The organism is Paeniglutamicibacter kerguelensis, from assembly GCF_017876535.1.
Lineage (GTDB): Bacteria > Actinomycetota > Actinomycetes > Actinomycetales > Micrococcaceae > Paeniglutamicibacter > Paeniglutamicibacter kerguelensis.
The window spans coordinates 3,161,789-3,177,670 of the sequence record NZ_JAGIOF010000001.1 but is presented as its reverse complement, the minus strand read 5'-3'; the positions used below and the strand labels follow the sequence as shown (position 1 = coordinate 3,177,670).

Here is a 15,882-nt window from a genome sequence, read left to right as displayed (position 1 = left end):
CCCCATGAACAAAGCAACAGCACAGATGCGTCCCGAGGAATCGGGGCGCATCGCCGCGTTCGGCATCGATCTGGGCGGCACAAAGATCGCCGCGGGCCTGATCGACACCGAGGGCTCCGTCCTGGCCTCCGCCTCCGTTCCGACCCCCGCCACCGAGGGCGCCGAGGCGGTGCTCGACGCCGTCGCGGGACTCGTGGACGCGTTGGGCGCGGCACCGGAGGCCGCCGGCCTGCGGATCCGGGGCCTGGGCATGGGGGCCGCCGGGGTGATCGACGCGGGCAACGCCCGCGTGCTCTCGGCCACCGACACGATCCTGCACTGGGCGGGCACCGACCTGTCCGCCGGCCTGCTGGCCCGCACCGGGCTGGCGGTGCGCGCCGTCAACGACGTGCACGCCCACGGCCTCGGCGAAGCCTGGTGCGGCGCCGCCGCCGGCAAGGCCAACGCCCTGCTGCTGGCCGTCGGCACGGGCATCGGCGGCTCGCACCTGCTGGGCGGGGTGCCGCAGACCGGCGCACACCACGTCGGCGGGCACATGGGCCACTTCGCCTCCCCGCTGGCCACCGGCGTGCGCTGCTCCTGCGGGCGCACCGGCCACCTGGAGGCCATCGCCGCGGGACCCGCCATCCATCGCAACTACCTGCGCCTGGGCGGCGATCCCTACGTGGCCGACACCCGCGAGCTGACCGCCCTCGCCCATGCGGGGGACCTGCTGGCCATCCAGACGCTGCGCACCGGCGGGCGCGCCGCGGGCATCGCGGCCGGTTCACTGGCGAACATCCTGGACCCGGAACTCATCGTGTTTTCGGGCGGGATGACCGGTGCCGGGGACCTGTGGTGGGACGCGGTGCGCGAGGGATTCGCCGCCGAGGCCATCGACCCGTTGCAGCAGCTGGAACTGGTTCCCGCGACCCTTGGCAACGACGCAGCACTCATCGGCGCGGCAGGGCTTTTCCTGGCGCCACAAACCTCGAAGGACTGAACATGCTCTTGACCCCCAGCGAACTCGAGGCCCTGCGCGGGCGCCTGATCGTCTCCGCCCAGGCCTACCCGGGCGAGCCCATGCGCACCCCCACCACCATGGCGCAGGTCGCCGCCTCTGCCGTCATCGGGGGAGCGGCTGCGGTGCGCGTCCAGGGCATCGTGGACGTGCAGTTCACCCGAAGCGCGGTTGAAGTTCCCGTGATCGGGCTCTGGAAGGACGGGCACGACGGCGTTTTCATCACCCCCACCGCGAGCCACGCCCTGGCCGTGGCCAATGCCGGGGCGCACATCGTCGCCCTGGACGGGACCCGCCGGGAGCGCCCGGACGGGCTGGACCTCAAGCAGACCATCGCCATGGTGCACGAGCAATCCCACGCACTGGTCATGGCAGACTGCGGTTCCCTGGCCGACGCGCTGAACGCAGTGGAGGCCGGCGCGGACCTGATCGGCACCACGCTGGCCGGCTACACCGGGGAACGGCCCAAGACCGAAGGCCCGGACCTGGACCTGTTGGCCACTCTGGCAGCCTCGGACCTCGGCGTGCCGCTGATCGCCGAGGGCCGGATCCACACCCCGGCCCAGGCCCGCGCGGCCCTTGACGCCGGTGCCTTCGCGGTCGTCGTCGGCACGGCCATCACCCATCCGGCCAGCATCACCGGCTGGTTCGACGCGGCCATGCAGGCGTAGGGAAGCGGCGTCAGTTCCCGGTCAAACGGTCCAGCGCCGCTGCCCGATTGCGATGGCCGATCAGCTCATCGAGAATGATGGTCGCCGTCGGCATCGCCAGGATCATCGCCAGGCAAAGCGTCAACGGCAGCCCGGCCATGGCTAGGGCGATCGCTGCGGCGCTGCACACCAGCAGTGCCGCAGCGAGCCACAACTGGAGCGGATCCACTGCCACCATGTAGGCGTGCAGGAACGTCAACACGATCGCGAACACCGCGGCCGGGATGGCCACCGAGGCCACCACCGCAGCCTCGCCGATCTGGGTCTTCCCCTCCAGGTAATACGCATAGACGCGCAGCCCGACGCCGGTGGCGGTAATTGAGGCGAAGAGCAGCATGTGGGCGTAGCCGAAGACGAACGACCGTTCACGCTGGGCGTGCAGTGCGGTTCCGGCCGGGACCATGAAGTACATCCACCACATGGCGAAGGCCAATCCGATGCCGGCCAGCCCCACTGCCACCATGTCCAGACTCCAGCCGCTGCCGGAAAGCACGGCCCGCAGGGCGGTGATGGTGCCGACGAGGCACTCGCCCAGCGCGATGATCGCCAGCAAACTGTAGCGTTCGGCAATATGGTGCGCATGCCAGGGCGTCCGGGTTTTCCTTTCGGCGATCACCGGGGCCGCCATTTCAAGAACGAACAGCGGCCCAGCTATCAGTAGCATCGCCCAAACCTCGGTGTCCACCAGAATCACCACGATCCAGCCGACCTGCGCCACCGCAAGGTACTTCGCATAACTGAGGCATGTCGCTCGGCGCTGCGGATCCTGTTTGGCGGCACGCAGCCACTGGAAAATCAGGGCAACACGCATCACCACATATCCGAGCACCATCACACCGTTGTCCACGGGGGAACGCTGCTGGATGGATACGAACACGGGTTCCAGGCCCAGGGACAGAATCAGCACACCGAGCATCTGGACCATTGTCACCAGACGAAACACCCAGTCGTCTGTGTCGTAGGCGCTTGCGAACCAGCTGAAGTTGATCCATGCCCAAATGATTGCGAACATCACGAAGGAAAAGCTGATGATGCCCGTTCCCACATGTCCGCCGGCCAGGCTATGGGCGAAAAGGTTTGCGGCGGCACCAAAGGCTATCGCGAAGGTCAGGTCGAAGAACAGTTCCAGCGGCGTGGACACGCGGTTCTGCTCATGGGGGTCCCGGCCGCCCATGCGTGCCATGGCGTGCCGCAGCGGATTGTCGCTCATGGGTTTTGATCCCTCCAATGCCTCCGGTGGCGTTCCTGTTCCCCATGATGCGCCATTGCCGGGCTGTGTCGAAACAATCCGGCATCGCTCCAAAGCCCTTTCGCTTCCTGTACTTCGGATGTGAACCGATGATGCAATGAGTCCATGAACAAAACTTTGCTCCCACTCGGCGTGACGGGTTCCAGCGGCGTCCTTGGCGGGATCGTGGCAACCGCGTTGTCCAAGGCAGGCATCGAGCAACGCCTGTTGCTGCGAACGCCAAGCCGTGCTCCACTCCTGGCCGGATCCACGGTGGTGGCGGCATCCTACGAAAACACCGTCCGAACACGCAAAGCCCTATCCGGGATCGGCACCCTGTTCATGGTCTCCGCGTCGGAAAGCGCGGATCGCCTGGACCAGCACCGCGCATTCATCGATGCAGCCGTGGATTCCGGGGTAAATCACGTGGTGTACACGTCGTTTATGGCGGCGGCCGCCGATGCCGTCTTCACCCTGGCCCGCGACCACTTCGCCACCGAGGAATACATCAAGTCCTCCGGGTTGGCATGGACGTTTCTACGAGACAACTTCTACGCCGACTTCATGAGCGCCATGGTCGGGGAGGACGGTGCCATACGGGGACCGGCAGGCAACGGCCGTTGCTCGATTGTCGCCCGGGCGGATGTCGCCCGAACCGCCGCAGCCGTTCTGCAGGAACCAAGCAAGCACGCGTACCAAAGCTACGACCTGACGGGGCCCGAAGCGCTGTCCTTCCCGGAAATTGCCGGGATTCTCAGCGCCGAGGGCCTTCGTCAGGTGGGGTTCGTGAACGAAACGCTGGATCAGGCCTACGCCTCGCGTGCCGGCTACCAGGCACCGGACTGGCAGGTCGATGCGTGGGTTTCCACCTACACCGCCATCGCTTCGGGCGCACTTGAATCCGTGAGCGGTGATATTGAGTCGATTACCGGCCAAGCGCCGATGGGACTGCGAGAGCTGCTGCGCACCGCGGTTTCTTGATCCGGTCTTGATGACAAACGGGGCTCAACGGAAAGCTACGCCAATTTTGGAAGGTATATTCGTTGATTTACAAATCAAGATCAAACTGTCGGAACTGTTTTCTATAATTGAGTCATGACAACGAGGTCAGAAACGGGTGGTCTTGGGGACGGTTCGGAATCCGGTCCCGGGGACCTGACCTATGAGTATCTGGCCGAACAGGGCATGGACTTGCGCCGCTTCCTCCAACAGGCACTGAACGCCGAGGGCACTGACGGGCTGCGGGCCATCGCGGCAGCCCTGGACCACACACGCATTTCCACATCGTCTTATGAGCGGGTCGAATGCATCGCGGCGCTGGAAGAGCTCAAGTCCAGCGCGTGCGCATTTCAGGCAAAGACCACATGCGTTTATGACGATGAAGTTGCCGAACGTCGCACAGCCAAGGGAGAACGGATACTCAACTCCAATTGGGGTGTGGGACCGGAGATCGCTTTTGCCCGCCATCAGCCACCACGCTCCGGTGCCCAGTACCTGGACTTTTGCCACGTTCTCACCGATGACTTGGTCTTCTCTTACGATGCACTGCATCGAGGAGTGATCACCGAGGCGGAAGCCATCATCGTCGTCAAGGAAACGCGTGGACTCACCCGGGAACAACGCGGAGAAATCGACATCCGGCTTTTCTCCGAGGGGCACCAATGTTTTGGGCTCGGAGGCAAGAAGCTTGCAGCCATGATCCGGGAATGGGCGCTGGCATACGGGTCGGAAAAGGAAATCGACCTTGAAGCCAGAGCCATAAAGGAACGCTACATCAGCATTTTCCCCATCGATCGCCACCGGATGAAAATCACCGGGATCCTACCCACCGAATACGGGGTGTTGATCGCGCAAGTACTTGAGAGCCTGGTCTCCAGCGCAAAAGCACAGGGCGATGATCGTTCGCGTCAGCATCTGGCAGCTGATTCGCTTCTTGAGCGCCTGACCGGATTGGACAGTCCCACCGCAATACCCATCCAACTGGGGCTGGTCATGACCGATCGGACCCTCTTTCAAGGACACTCCGAGCCGGCGCTCTTGCAAGGCTACGGAATCATCTCCGCCCAGAAGGCCCGCAGACTCATCAGCGGCAGCGAAGAGAGCCCCAACGAGTTGGGGATCTGGCTACGGCGCCTCTATACGGCGCCGGGAACGGGTGATCTCATTGCAATGGATTCGACGCAACGGCTCTTTGGCGGCGGGCTGAAGAAATTCATCAACATTCGAGACCAGTTCTGCAGGTCGCCCTTTTGCGATAGTCCGATCAGGCATTTGGACCACGTGGTTCAAGCCGCTCGAGGCGGACCGACCTCGGCTGAAAACTCGGGAGGATCCTGTGTTTTCTGCAACCAGACCAAGGAATGTCCGGGCTGGAAAGAAGAAACAATTCCGGGGCCACGGCACACCAAACGAGTCACAACCTTCAGCGGCCACACATATGATTCCACGGCGTTGCCTCTGCCTGGCACCAACCAGTACAACGTCCACCCCACACCGCCGCACAATCGACAGTAAAAGGCGCACCCGCTAGCGGCATTGGGAATGGTTTCTAATGTGGCTTGCGGGCCTCTATGAGGAAACGCGTAGAGTGCGCCACGAACGGGCCCTCGGAAACAATGAGATCGTGCATCTCGCGGAGCCGCGGGATATATGCCTCGACGCTGAAGCCCGGAACCATCCAAACGACCATCCGCAGGAAGTAGACCACTGCGCCGATGTCATGGAACTCAAGGCGCAACTCTTCCAACCGCAGGTCGGCGACTTCCAGCCCGGCATCCTCCGCGGCCTCGACATCGAAGTCCGGGTGGCGAGCCAGCCGAATCGCTTCGGGTTGTTCACCCAGGAAGTACTCAACAACTTCAAAGACGCTGTGCGGACCAACATGCTGTGCCAGGTAGATTCCGCCGGGCCGAAGCACACGGGCAATTTCCGCCCAGTAAACCTTCACGGGATGGCGGCTGGTGACGAAGTCAAAGGCGGCATCACCGAAGGGGAGCGGCGGTTCGGGCGAATCCGCCACGACTGCCACGCCCCGGGGATGTAGCAACGCGGTGGCCTTGGCAATGTTGGGTTCCCAGCCCTCGGTCACCACCATGAGCGGCGGGTGCACGGGAATGCCGACGATGACTTCTCCGCCCCCGGTCTGCAGGTCCAGCGCGGCGGAAACCGCGGGAAGGCGTTCGGCAAGAAGCCGGGAGTATCCCCACGAGGGGCGTTCCTCGGTGGCGCGCCCCTCAAACCACGAAAAGTCCCACCCATCGATAGGTGCGTTTTCGGCCTCGGAGACAAGCTCCTCAAAGGTGCGGTTCATGGTCGGCCACTTTCCGCGTTGGCGATGAGCAGGTCCCGGGTGATCTCGAGTTGCCCCAGATGCTGGCAGAGCTCCTCGAACACATGCAGCAGGACACCCTGGGTGGTCGCCGCCCAGAAAATCTCGCGGCCCTCGGGAATAAAAACCGGCGCGGCCGCCGGGTCCACCGACATGACATCGGTGGTGAATTCCTCGCGGACGGAAGCGGCCCGGGACAGGAGTTCCGCCACGGGACCAAGCTGCGTGAACTCCGCATCGCGATCACGGGGAATTTCTATCCCGCGATTCACCGTGCTGCTCCAGCGGCGCATCATCCCGAGGCAATGGTTGAGGATTCCGTAGGGGGCGTTGGCCCCCGGCACTGCCGGGGGCCTCGTTGCAAGTTCATCGCCCAATGCCGCAACGATCCGGGTCATCTCATCGAACTTCAGCAGCGAAAATTCCAGGAGCAGGTGGTCCTTGGGAGCAGGCGACGGCATCGGTGGATCCTTACCTCGAAAACGTATGTGACGAGGACAAGACTAGCGAAGGCCGGGGCCTAGGCGACGAATTCGCCGCGCACCACGCGCAGAAGCACCTCGCTGAGCAGATCCACGCCGGCGACCATGTCGTCGTCGCTCGTCAACTCGCGTTCGTTGTGGCTGATGCCCTCGACGCTGGGGATGAAAAGCATGATGGTGGGAACGAGGTCCTTCATGTTCGTCGAATCGTGCCCGGCCAGCGTGCGCACCACGCCATGGCTCAGGCCCAGGCTCTCGGCTGCTTCGGCGGCCAGCTTCAGGCCTGCCTGATCGTAGGCCTTGGCACCCCAAACATGCTCGGCACCGCGCACGATCTTGACGTTGGCCATCTTCTCGATCTTCGCCACCCGGGCATGGAGGGCCGCGTCCGCAGCCGCCAACACGTCCGGGTCCGTGGAGCGCACATCCACAAGCAGGTTCACCCGGCTCGCCACGACGACCGGCGAATTCGGGAACACGTTGAACTCGCCGCACGAGGTGATCACCATGTGCTCCTCGGTCGAGTGCTCCAACGCGATCTCGCGGGCAGCGACAACCAGCGCCGAGGCGCCCAGAAGCGCATCCTGGCGGTCGGCGATGATCGTTGCCCCGGTGTGGGCCTGGTCGCCGTGCACCACGAACTCGTACTTGTTTGCGCCCCAGGTCGATTCGACAAGGCCGATGGTCAGGCCGCGGTCCTCGAGGGAGCGTCCCTGTTCGATGTGGATCTCCACGTAGGCGCTGACCGGCAAATCGAAATCGCCGATGGTGCCGATCGACTCCAGGGCCTCGCGCACCGAGACGCCGTCGGGGTCGGTGGTTTTCAGGACCTGGGCCGCCGAAAGCTTGCCGGTGTAGACGGAGCTGCCCATCATGGAGGGCTTGAAGCGGCACCCTTCCTCGTTGAACCAGTTGATGACGACGATGTTGAACTTGGCGTTCGACTCGCCCCCGGCCGCGGCCAGCATTTCCTGCACGCGCTTGGCGGCGTGGGCGCCGGCGAGCACGCCGTAGGCTCCATCGAAGCGTCCGCCCAGCGGCTGCGAATCCAGGTGGGACCCGACCGCGATCCACGGGGCGCCGGGGGAGAGCTCGAGCATCGAGTACTGGTTGCCGACCTGGTCGTAGTGGACGGTGAAGCCGTGGCCCTCGACCAGGCCGCGGAACCAATTGCGGTTCTGGCCGTCGGCAACGGTTGCGGCCTGGCGGTCGACGCCGCCGCCGGCGGTGGCGCCGTTGCTGCTCATCGAGGCGAAGTCGGCAAGGAACGATGCGTGGTGTGAATTCATGGTGTTTCCTGGGATCTGTGGAACGAGGAGGATGTGGTTAGACGGCGGCCGGGGCGTCGACGTTCAGCGACGAGTAGCTCTGCTTTCCGCCGACGAAGGTGCCGATGATGTGCAGGGCGGCGATGTCTTCGGTTTCCAGCGGGGACTCGGAGAGCACCACGAAGTCGGCAAGCTTGCCGCGGGACAGGCTGCCGCGGTCATCGAATTGGCCGGTGGCCCTGGCGGCGTTGACCGTGTACAGGCGCAGGGCCTCAAGCGGCGAGAGGCATTCGGACGCCCCGCCGAGCACCCGGCCCTTTTCGGTGCGGCGATCGACCGCGGAGGCCATGGCGCGGCGGACGTTGTTGTCGGCCACCGGCAGGTCGGAGCTGCCCGCGGCCAGGACGCCGGCCTCGAGGAGCGAGGCGCCGCGGTAGAGCCAGCCCTCGCGTTCGGGCCCGACGAGCTGGGCAAACTGGTCGCCCAGCGGGCCGATGAAGGAAGCCTGCGGGGTCACCGCAATGCCGTGCCGGGCCACCGCAGCCACCTGGTCCGGGCGGGCGATGCCGAAGTGCTCGATGCGGTTGGGCAGTGCATTCATGCCATGGCGTTCCTGCAGGCCGGAAATGATCTCGATCGCCAGGTCGATGGCCGCATCCCCGATGGCGTGCAGGGCAACCGGCCAGCCGCCGCGGTACGCGGAGGAGACCCGTTCGCGGTACTGCTCCGGGGTGTCGAGCAGGTAGCCGGTGTTGTGCTGGTGCCCGCAGTAGTCCTCCGTCACGGCGGCGGTGGCTCCCAGCAGGGAGCCATCCATGAAGACCTTGATGGGGCCCAGTGACAGGTGCTCGTTGCCGAACCCCGCCCGGATGCCAAGGCTCAGGCCGCGGCCGCCTCCGGCGCCATGGGAGTCGGAGGCATGCGAGGACTGCTCCGCCAGGGCGTCCAGGGCCGGCATGAGCTGGGCGCGGGCATGCAGGCGGCCTGCGCCCAGGGCCTCTTGGTAGGCGGTGATTTCGACGGGGGAGTGGCCGATCCAGCCGCCGCCCACGCCCGCCTCGGTGAAGGAGGTGATGCCCTCGGCCGCGTAGCGTGTGGTTGCCGCGTCCAGGGCCCCGACGATCTGGTCCACGGAGTACGGAAGCAGCAGGTTCTGGATGAGTCCCTGTGCCGATTCCTCGACCAGGCCGGTCGGGTTGCCGTGGGCATCGCGGACCACGGCGCCGCCCACGGGGTTGGTGAAACCCTCGTCCAGTGCGCTGGCCAGGCGCAGCGTGGCGGTGTTGGTGATCGAGGCGTGGCCGGACACATGGCGCAGGTACAGCGGGCGGTCGCCGGTGATCGCGTCGAGCCGCTTGATGTCCGGGAACAGGCCGTCGTGGTGTTTGTGGTTGAATCCCGTGCCGTTGAGCCACACGCCGGGCCGGTCCTCCAGCCGCAGCATCTCGGATTCGAGCAGGGCATAGAGTTCCTCCAGCCCGCGTGCGGGGGAGAGGTCCAGCGCCGACAGGCCCAGTCCCCACCAGGTGGTGTGGCAGTGCGCGTCGATGAAGCCGGGGGTGATCACGGCATCGCCGAAGTCCTCGGTGCGCTCCGCCGTGCATCCGGTGAGTTCCTCGTCGAAGCCGACGATCCGGCCGCCGATGACGCCCATCTCGCGGGCCGCGGGGCGCGCCTCGTCCATGGTGAGGATGGTGCCGGCGCGGACAACCAAATCGAGCCTCATGCCGAGACCTCCGCGCGGTGCGCCACGGTGCCCGGGCCCATGGTGGAGGGGTCGGTCTTCAGGTGCAGCACGGCCGGCAGGCCGCTGGCCAGGGCCCGCTCGAGTGCCGGGGCGAAGTCCTCGGTGCTGGCGACGAATTCGCCGTGGCCGCCGAAGGACTCGATCCACTTCGCGAAGTCGGGGTTGCTCATCGACGTGCCGGAGGGGCGCTGCGGGTAGTGCCGGCGCTGGTGGTCGACGATGGTGCCGTAGATGCCGTTGTCCACCACGATGACCAGCGGGGTCCCCCCGTGGGCAAAGGAGACGGCAAGTTCCTGGGCGTTCATGAAGAAATCCCCGTCCCCGCAGATCGCCACCACGTGGCGGCCCGGGTGCATGATGCTTGCCGCGACCGCGGCCGGAACCGAGAGCCCCATGGCGCCGTTGCGCGGTCCGGCCAGCGACTTCGGGCCGTGGTGGCTGAGGTAGCGGTGGCCCCACAGCGTGGCGTTGCCGGCGCCGTAGGTGATGATCCGGTCGGCGTCCAGGGCGGCCTCCAGGGATTCGAAGGCCAGCCCCAAGTCGACGCCGGTGCCGCCGTCGGGGCCGGGGGCCGTGAAGTCCAGCTGCTCTTGGCGCAGCGTGTCCATCCACTGTGCGCTCCGGGTGCCGCGGACCTCGTCGCCGGCGGGAAGGGCGGAGACAAATTGCGCCGGGCCGAGGCCCAGGTGCGCATCGATGCGCCCCGCATGGCCGGTTAGTTCCGCATCCGGGGAAACGACGATCGTCGGGGTGTCCAGCGCGGCCTTGTAGCCCTCGGAGAGCACGTCGCCGCGGGTGCAGCCGATGAAAACCAGAAGGTCTGCATCGTTCAGCGCCTTCACGGTGCGTTCGGCCCGGCCGTAGCCCAGCCAGCCCGCGTAGGCGGGGGAATCGTGGTCGACGGCGTCATAGGCGCGCCAATCGGCAAGCACCGGCACATGGGCGGCCGCGGCGAATTCGGCAAGCGTGGCCGAGGTGGCCGAGTCCCAGCCGTCCCCGCCGACGATGATCGCCGGCCGCGTGGCGTCGCGCAGCATGCCGGACAGCGAGTCGAGGCTTGCGGTGCTCGGCGCGGCGTCGGGCAGCGGAAGCACCGGCGGGACGGGGGAGGAAGTGATGCGGACCAGAACGTCCTCGGGCAGGCCCACCACGACGGGTCCGGGGCGCCCGGTGGAAGCCAGTCGCATGGCCCGTGCCACCACGTCGCCGGCCTGGTGCTCGTCATCGAGCACAAACACCGCCTTGGAGGTGGTGGAGAACCAGCCCTCCAAGCTGAATTCCTGGAAGGAGTCGCGTCCGCGGTCGGCCAGCGGGATCAGCCCTACGAAGAGCACCATCGCGGTGGAGTCCTGCCATGCGGTGTGGATCGCGATCATGGCGTTGGCGGCGCCGGGGCCGCGGGTGACCATGGCGATGCCCGGGGTTTCGCCGAGCCGGCCCTCGGCCAGGGCCATGAAGCCCGCGCCGCCCTCGTGGCGGGTGACCACCGTGTGGATCGGGGAGTCGTGCAGTCCGTCGAGCACGTCGAGGTAGCTTTCGCCCGGCACCGCATAGACGCGGGCCACGCCGTGGGCTTCGAGGGTTTTGACGATGAGGTGGCCGGCTGACAGTGACATGAGCGGTCGTGGTCCTTTGCGGTGGAGCGTGAAAGAAGAATGAAGGGCCCGGTGTGCACCGCAGGACTTGGGGGTTCCTGCGGGGCACACCGGAGGTTCGCTAGTGCTTGAAGCCGGGAAGATCGACGCTGAGCTTCGGGGCAATGACGCCCGCAACCGCGGTGAACAGCGAGAGGAAGATCAGCATCGCGGCGGCCGGCCACCAGTGGTTGGACGCCGCGGCGACCAGGGCGGTGGCGGCCAGCGGAATGAAACCGGAGATCATGCCGGCGGTGTTCTGGGCGAATCCCACGCCGGTGTAGCGGGTCTTGGCCGGGAACAGCCCGGTGAGCACCGTGCCGGAAGCGGCGTAAGGCAGGGACAAAGCCGCTACGGCAAGGGTCATGCCGAGGATGACAAGGAAGTCGTTGCCGGATTCGATGAGCAGGAAGGAAGGCCAGGCGATGATGGCGGAGAAGATGCCGCCGTAGGTGATGACCTTGGAGGAACCGAAGCGCTCGCCGAGGCGGCCGCCGAGGATCAGCACGGGAATTTCAACGACCGCGGCAATGATGCCGCCGAGCAGCATCAACGAACGCTCGTATTCCAGCACGTTGACGCCGTACCAAACCACGAACGCGGTGACCAGGTAGAAGCCGCCGATGCCGAGCATGCCCGCGGCCATGCCGATGATGATCTGCTTCCAGGATTCCTTCAGCGTGGTGCGGATCGGGGCTTTTTCGGTCTCGCCCTTCTCCATGAGCTCCTTGAAGACCGGGGACTCATCGAGGCGGCTGCGGATGTACAGGGCAACCAGCAGCATCGGGATGGCTGCAAGGAACGGGAGGCGCCAGCCCCAGGCATCGAAGCTTGCCTTGGACAGGAAGACCGTCATCAGGAAGAAGCCGCCGGAGGAGAGGATGGTGCCGATCGGCGAACCGATCTGCGGCAGCGCCGCGTAGCGGGCACGGCGGTGCAGCGGGGCGTTTTCCACGACGATGGTCATGGCGCCGGACCATTCGCCACCGACGAACAGGCCCTGGGCGATGCGCAGGAACACCAGCAGGATCGGGGCGGCGATCCCGATGGCGGCGTAGGTGGGCAGCAGGCCGATCAGGCCGGTGATGATGCCGATGCCGACGATGGTGACCATGAGCGTCTTGCGTCGCCCGATCTTGTCGCCCATCACGCCGAAGATCATTCCACCGATCGGGCGGGCCACGAGTCCCACGCCGAACGTGGCGAAGGCGGCCATCGCCGCGGCGGTGGCGTTCTGGCTTGCGAAGAACTGGACGTTGAACACCAGCGCCGCGGCGGCGCTGAAGAGGAAGAAGTCGTACCATTCCATGGCGGTGCCGATGAGGGCGCCGACGGCAACCTTGGTGGCCTCCTTGTCGGAGATCTGCCGTGTGGCGCCTGCTTCTAATGTTGCAGTGTGGGTCATGGGAATTTTTCTGCCTGATCTCAAGGGCGGGATTTGCCTCATGCATTGCCGCCGGAACGTTGTGACAAAGACTATCTTCCCAAGGAATCGACGTGACGCGGCGCACGTTTCCCAACGAGTTCCATGCCACAAACAGGGCAAATGCACATATTATGGGGAAATGTTAACGTCTGATTTCGCGAGAAGTGAGCAAAATGGCCAAGAAAGCGATTCGCTGCGCTGGAGCGCGCTGATCGACCAGCTGGACGTCGGTGAACTGACCGACGAATTCATCGCGAGGCTAAGCGGCATCCCGATCTATGCCAGTGCCCCGCTGCCGCTGAGCGAGATCAGGCGCACCGGCCGCGCCTCGTTTGACGCGTTGATCATGGCGATGAAGGCGAGCAGCGATGCCCCCGACTACCTCAGGGAACGCAAGGCCATCGCGCTGGACGTGGGTGTCTCGCGGGCGCGTGCCGGGGTGCCGATCGACGCGCTGATGACGGCGATCAGGCTCGACTTTTCGATCCTGTGGGGAGCCATCACCTCCGTCGCCCGGCCGGAGGACGCGCCGTTGCTGGTGGGGCACACCGCCCGCGTGTGGGAAGTCGTGGATGGCTACGCGGGCGAAACCCAGCGCGCCTATGTTGCCGAGCTGGCCAGGATCCAGGCCGAGGCCGCAAGCATGAGGCAGGGGTATCTCGCGACGCTGTTCAGCGAGAAGAACCTGGCCGCGGCCACCCTCGAACGCCTTGCCGCGGAGCTGGGGCAGCCGCTGGAGACCGAATACGTGGTTGTTGCCGCGCTGGGGGAACAGATTCCCGCCATGCGCCTGGCGTTGGCCAACGAACGTGCCAGCAACCGCGTCTACACCTATTCGCTCTCCGACGCCCTGGTGGTGTTTTATCCCCACGACGAGCGGGCCGGATCCGAGGGCCTGCGGCTCGGTGCCCGGATCGAGAAACTCGGCTGCGGATTCATCTCCGACCCCTGCGGGCTTGAAGCGATTCCCCAGGCCGCGACCGTCGCGAGGTCGCTGGCCAAGCTGCTCGAGCCACACGAATCGGGCGCCATGACCTGGGCCCGGGGTTGGGCCCGGATGGCACGGCGGGAACTGGCCGAGGCCGGGGCGCCGGGGCTCGGCGAAGTGGAGCGCGCGCTGGAACAGTGCGGCGCGGCCGAACGCCGCAGGCTCACCGAGGCGGTCCGGGCCTACCTGCAGACGGGCAGCGTGGGCCAGGCCGCCGAAGAGCTTTTTTGCCACCGCAACACGCTGATGAACAGGCTCAATCGCTTCGCTGCGCTCACGGGCGTGGACCCCGCGATCCCCGTGCAGGCCGCCCGCCTGGTGGTGGGTTGGTCGTAGCCGCTCCGCGGGGTCTACATTGATGGAATGCCACAAGCTACGCCCATCACCGTTTCCATCACCAGAACGGTGCTTCCCGAACACCACCGTCGTTTCAATGCCTGGGTGCAGGCCGGCCAGGAACTGGCCCGTGAATGGAACGGCTACCTCGGATCCGGTTGGATCCGCACCGCGCCCGACTCCAACGAGTGGCACGTGCTCTACCGCTTCGCCGATGCAAAGTCCCTGCGCGCCTGGGACGAGTCGGACGAGCGCCGCTGGTGGATGGACAGCGCCGCGGAATTGGTGGAAACCACCAGGGTCGAACACCGCACCGGAATCGAGGGGTGGTTCGAGCCGCCGGGGGAGCAGAGCATCAGCATCCCCGAAACCGTGGTGCCGCCGCGCTGGAAGCAGGCGGTCAGCATCTTCCTGCCGTTCTTCCCGCTGAGCCTGCTGTCCAATTTCCTGCTGGTGCCGCTGCTGAAGGACTGGCCGTTGGTCTTCGCGGTGCTGCTGAACATCTGCATCCTTACCCCGCTGATGACCTACATCTTCCTTCCGGCCACCACCCGCTTGCTGCGTCCGTGGCTGCACAAGCCCCGGCGACGCCCCTGAGATCCACCGCAAACAGCAATCGCGGGTGCCGCACCCAACCGGGGGGACGGCACCCGCGATCACTTTGGGCGCTGTTGTTTCGGGCCGGCGGCCCTAGAGCAGTTCGGCGCGCAGCTGCTCCGGGGACTTCGGGGACAGCAGGCCCGGGGCGACGTCGAACACGGTCTTGGCGCCGACCTGGCCGGCGGCGTTCATGCGGTGCACGGCGCGGGCGTAGGCAACCAGCACGCTGGAGGTGAACTCCGGGTTTGATTCAAGGGTCAGCGAGTACTCGATGACCTGTGCGTGCTCGTCGGTGGTGTTTCCGCTGCGGAAGACAAAGCCGCCGTGCGGCATCGCGGTGTGCTCGGCGGCCAGCGTCGCGGCGTCGATGAAGTTCACGGTGGTGTCGTACGCATCGAAGTAGTGCTCCATGGTCACGATGGCCTCGCGCACCGCATCCGCGTCGGCGCCGTCCTCAAGGACCACGAAGCAATCGCGCACGTGCTTCTCGCGGGTGCCCAACACCGGGCGCTCGCCGGCCCGCACCTTCTCGATCGCCGTGGGGTTCGGGATCGTGTACTGCACGCCGCCGGCGACGCCCGGCACGCGGCGGATGGCGTCCGAGTGGCCCTGGCTGAGGCCGCGGCCCCAGAAGGTGTAGGTTTCCCCGTCCGGAAGCAGCGCCTCACCGTAGACGCGGTTGATGGAGAACATTCCCGGGTCCCAGCCGGCCGAAACCAGCGCGGTCTTGCCCGCGGCGGTGGCCGGGGCGTCGACGGCGGCGAAGTACTCGGGGATCATGGCGTGGGTGTCGAAGCTGTCCACGGTGTTGAAGGACGCGGAAAGTGCCGGGCCCTGCTCCGGGAGGTCGGACTTGGAACCGCCGCAGAGGATCAAGACGTCGATGTCACCGGTGTGCTTGGCCAGGTCATCCATGTGGAAGACGGGGGCGGGGCCCTGCAGGACAACGGCGGACGGATCGCGGCGGGTGTAGACGCCCACAAGTTCCATGTCCGGGTTCTTGGCGATGGCGGCTTGCACGCCGCGGCCAAGGTTTCCATAGCCTGCAATGCCGATGCGGATTGATGCTCCCACGAACTTCCTCACTTCAAACGTTTAGGACCCTATTCACGGTAGCCGCTGGGCGGGCGCATCA

14 protein-coding genes are annotated in these 15,882 nt (G+C 65.9%); 6 read left to right on the top strand and 8 right to left on the bottom strand.

The genetic code is table 11. From position 1 onward, the window contains the following. The first annotated feature begins 4 nt into the window (after positions 1–4). A complete protein-coding gene (locus JOF47_RS14545; RefSeq protein ID WP_245356380.1) occupies positions 5–982 on the top strand; it encodes an ROK family protein in 978 nt (325 codons plus the stop codon). Positions 983–984: 2 nt separating this feature from the next. Then, positions 985–1,671, top strand: a complete 687-nt coding sequence (locus JOF47_RS14540) for an N-acetylmannosamine-6-phosphate 2-epimerase (protein ID WP_209999682.1) — start codon at positions 985–987, stop codon at positions 1,669–1,671. Between the two features lie 10 nt (positions 1,672–1,681). Here the strand turns inward: JOF47_RS14540 and JOF47_RS14535 are convergent, their stop codons facing one another. Next, complete coding sequence (locus JOF47_RS14535) at positions 1,682–2,920, bottom strand: low temperature requirement protein A (protein ID WP_209999679.1); 1,239 nt, start codon at positions 2,918–2,920, stop codon at positions 1,682–1,684. Between the two features lie 144 nt (positions 2,921–3,064). Between JOF47_RS14535 and JOF47_RS14530 the strand changes: the two genes are divergently transcribed. Further along, a complete protein-coding gene (locus tag JOF47_RS14530; RefSeq protein WP_209999676.1) occupies positions 3,065–3,919 on the top strand; it encodes an SDR family oxidoreductase in 855 nt (284 codons plus the stop codon). Positions 3,920–4,033: 114 nt separating this feature from the next. Continuing rightward, positions 4,034–5,452, top strand: a complete 1,419-nt coding sequence (locus tag JOF47_RS14525) for an HNH endonuclease (protein ID WP_209999673.1) — start codon at positions 4,034–4,036, stop codon at positions 5,450–5,452. Between the two features lie 34 nt (positions 5,453–5,486). On the opposite strand, the gene JOF47_RS14520 is transcribed toward JOF47_RS14525, so the two are convergent. From JOF47_RS14520 to JOF47_RS14495, 6 genes are all read right to left on the bottom strand, one after another. Next, positions 5,487–6,248, bottom strand: a complete 762-nt coding sequence (locus tag JOF47_RS14520) for a methyltransferase domain-containing protein (protein ID WP_209999671.1) — start codon at positions 6,246–6,248, stop codon at positions 5,487–5,489. Continuing rightward, the gene (locus JOF47_RS14515; RefSeq protein WP_209999669.1) at positions 6,245–6,727 is read right to left on the bottom strand and encodes a mycothiol transferase; all 483 of its coding nucleotides are present in this window, start codon (positions 6,725–6,727) and stop codon (positions 6,245–6,247) included. The genes JOF47_RS14520 and JOF47_RS14515 overlap by 4 nt, the downstream gene beginning before the upstream one ends. A gap of 59 nt (positions 6,728–6,786) precedes the next feature. After that, complete coding sequence (locus JOF47_RS14510; protein ID WP_209999668.1) at positions 6,787–8,037, bottom strand: M20 family metallo-hydrolase; 1,251 nt, start codon at positions 8,035–8,037, stop codon at positions 6,787–6,789. Between the two features lie 37 nt (positions 8,038–8,074). Next, positions 8,075–9,742: an amidohydrolase gene (locus tag JOF47_RS14505; RefSeq protein WP_209999667.1), complete on the bottom strand. Its 1,668-nt coding sequence runs from the start codon at positions 9,740–9,742 to the stop codon at positions 8,075–8,077. Further along, positions 9,739–11,379, bottom strand: coding sequence for a thiamine pyrophosphate-dependent enzyme (locus JOF47_RS14500; RefSeq protein WP_209999666.1), 1,641 nt, complete (start codon positions 11,377–11,379; stop codon positions 9,739–9,741). The genes JOF47_RS14505 and JOF47_RS14500 overlap by 4 nt, the downstream gene beginning before the upstream one ends. A gap of 100 nt (positions 11,380–11,479) precedes the next feature. After that, positions 11,480–12,802 carry an MFS transporter gene (locus JOF47_RS14495; protein WP_209999665.1) on the bottom strand — a complete coding sequence of 441 codons (1,323 nt, stop codon included), beginning with the start codon at positions 12,800–12,802 and terminating at the stop codon, positions 11,480–11,482. 160 nt (positions 12,803–12,962) lie between these two features. Here JOF47_RS14495 and JOF47_RS14490 point away from each other — a divergent pair, with 160 nt between their 5' ends. Both JOF47_RS14490 and JOF47_RS14485 read left to right on the top strand, forming a co-directional pair. Then, entirely contained in the window at positions 12,963–14,147 is a 1,185-nt protein-coding gene (locus JOF47_RS14490) for an RsbRD N-terminal domain-containing protein (protein WP_209999664.1), read from the top strand. Between the two features lie 27 nt (positions 14,148–14,174). Beyond that, on the top strand, positions 14,175–14,744 hold the full coding sequence (locus tag JOF47_RS14485) for an antibiotic biosynthesis monooxygenase (protein ID WP_209999662.1): 570 nt from the start codon (positions 14,175–14,177) through the stop codon (positions 14,742–14,744). Between the two features lie 93 nt (positions 14,745–14,837). On the opposite strand, the gene JOF47_RS14480 is transcribed toward JOF47_RS14485, so the two are convergent. Continuing rightward, the gene (locus tag JOF47_RS14480) at positions 14,838–15,821 is read right to left on the bottom strand and encodes a diaminopimelate dehydrogenase (RefSeq protein WP_209999659.1); all 984 of its coding nucleotides are present in this window, start codon (positions 15,819–15,821) and stop codon (positions 14,838–14,840) included. Positions 15,822–15,882: the final 61 nt, after the last annotated feature.

What these genes read in the sequence shown, in the direction of transcription:
- JOF47_RS14545 (WP_245356380.1), top strand. Translation starts at nt 5, where the DNA reads ATGAACAAAGCAACAGCACAGATGCGTCCCGAGGAATCGGGGCGCATC.
- JOF47_RS14540 (WP_209999682.1), top strand. Translation starts at nt 985, where the DNA reads ATGCTCTTGACCCCCAGCGAACTCGAGGCCCTGCGCGGGCGCCTGATC.
- JOF47_RS14535 (WP_209999679.1), bottom strand. Translation starts at nt 2,920, where the DNA reads ATGAGCGACAATCCGCTGCGGCACGCCATGGCACGCATGGGCGGCCGG.
- JOF47_RS14530 (WP_209999676.1), top strand. Translation starts at nt 3,065, where the DNA reads ATGAACAAAACTTTGCTCCCACTCGGCGTGACGGGTTCCAGCGGCGTC.
- JOF47_RS14525 (WP_209999673.1), top strand. Translation starts at nt 4,034, where the DNA reads ATGACAACGAGGTCAGAAACGGGTGGTCTTGGGGACGGTTCGGAATCC.
- JOF47_RS14520 (WP_209999671.1), bottom strand. Translation starts at nt 6,248, where the DNA reads ATGAACCGCACCTTTGAGGAGCTTGTCTCCGAGGCCGAAAACGCACCT.
- JOF47_RS14515 (WP_209999669.1), bottom strand. Translation starts at nt 6,727, where the DNA reads ATGCCGTCGCCTGCTCCCAAGGACCACCTGCTCCTGGAATTTTCGCTG.
- JOF47_RS14510 (WP_209999668.1), bottom strand. Translation starts at nt 8,037, where the DNA reads ATGAATTCACACCACGCATCGTTCCTTGCCGACTTCGCCTCGATGAGC.
- JOF47_RS14505 (WP_209999667.1), bottom strand. Translation starts at nt 9,742, where the DNA reads ATGAGGCTCGATTTGGTTGTCCGCGCCGGCACCATCCTCACCATGGAC.
- JOF47_RS14500 (WP_209999666.1), bottom strand. Translation starts at nt 11,379, where the DNA reads ATGTCACTGTCAGCCGGCCACCTCATCGTCAAAACCCTCGAAGCCCAC.
- JOF47_RS14495 (WP_209999665.1), bottom strand. Translation starts at nt 12,802, where the DNA reads ATGACCCACACTGCAACATTAGAAGCAGGCGCCACACGGCAGATCTCC.
- JOF47_RS14490 (WP_209999664.1), top strand. Translation starts at nt 12,963, where the DNA reads ATGTTAACGTCTGATTTCGCGAGAAGTGAGCAAAATGGCCAAGAAAGC.
- JOF47_RS14485 (WP_209999662.1), top strand. Translation starts at nt 14,175, where the DNA reads ATGCCACAAGCTACGCCCATCACCGTTTCCATCACCAGAACGGTGCTT.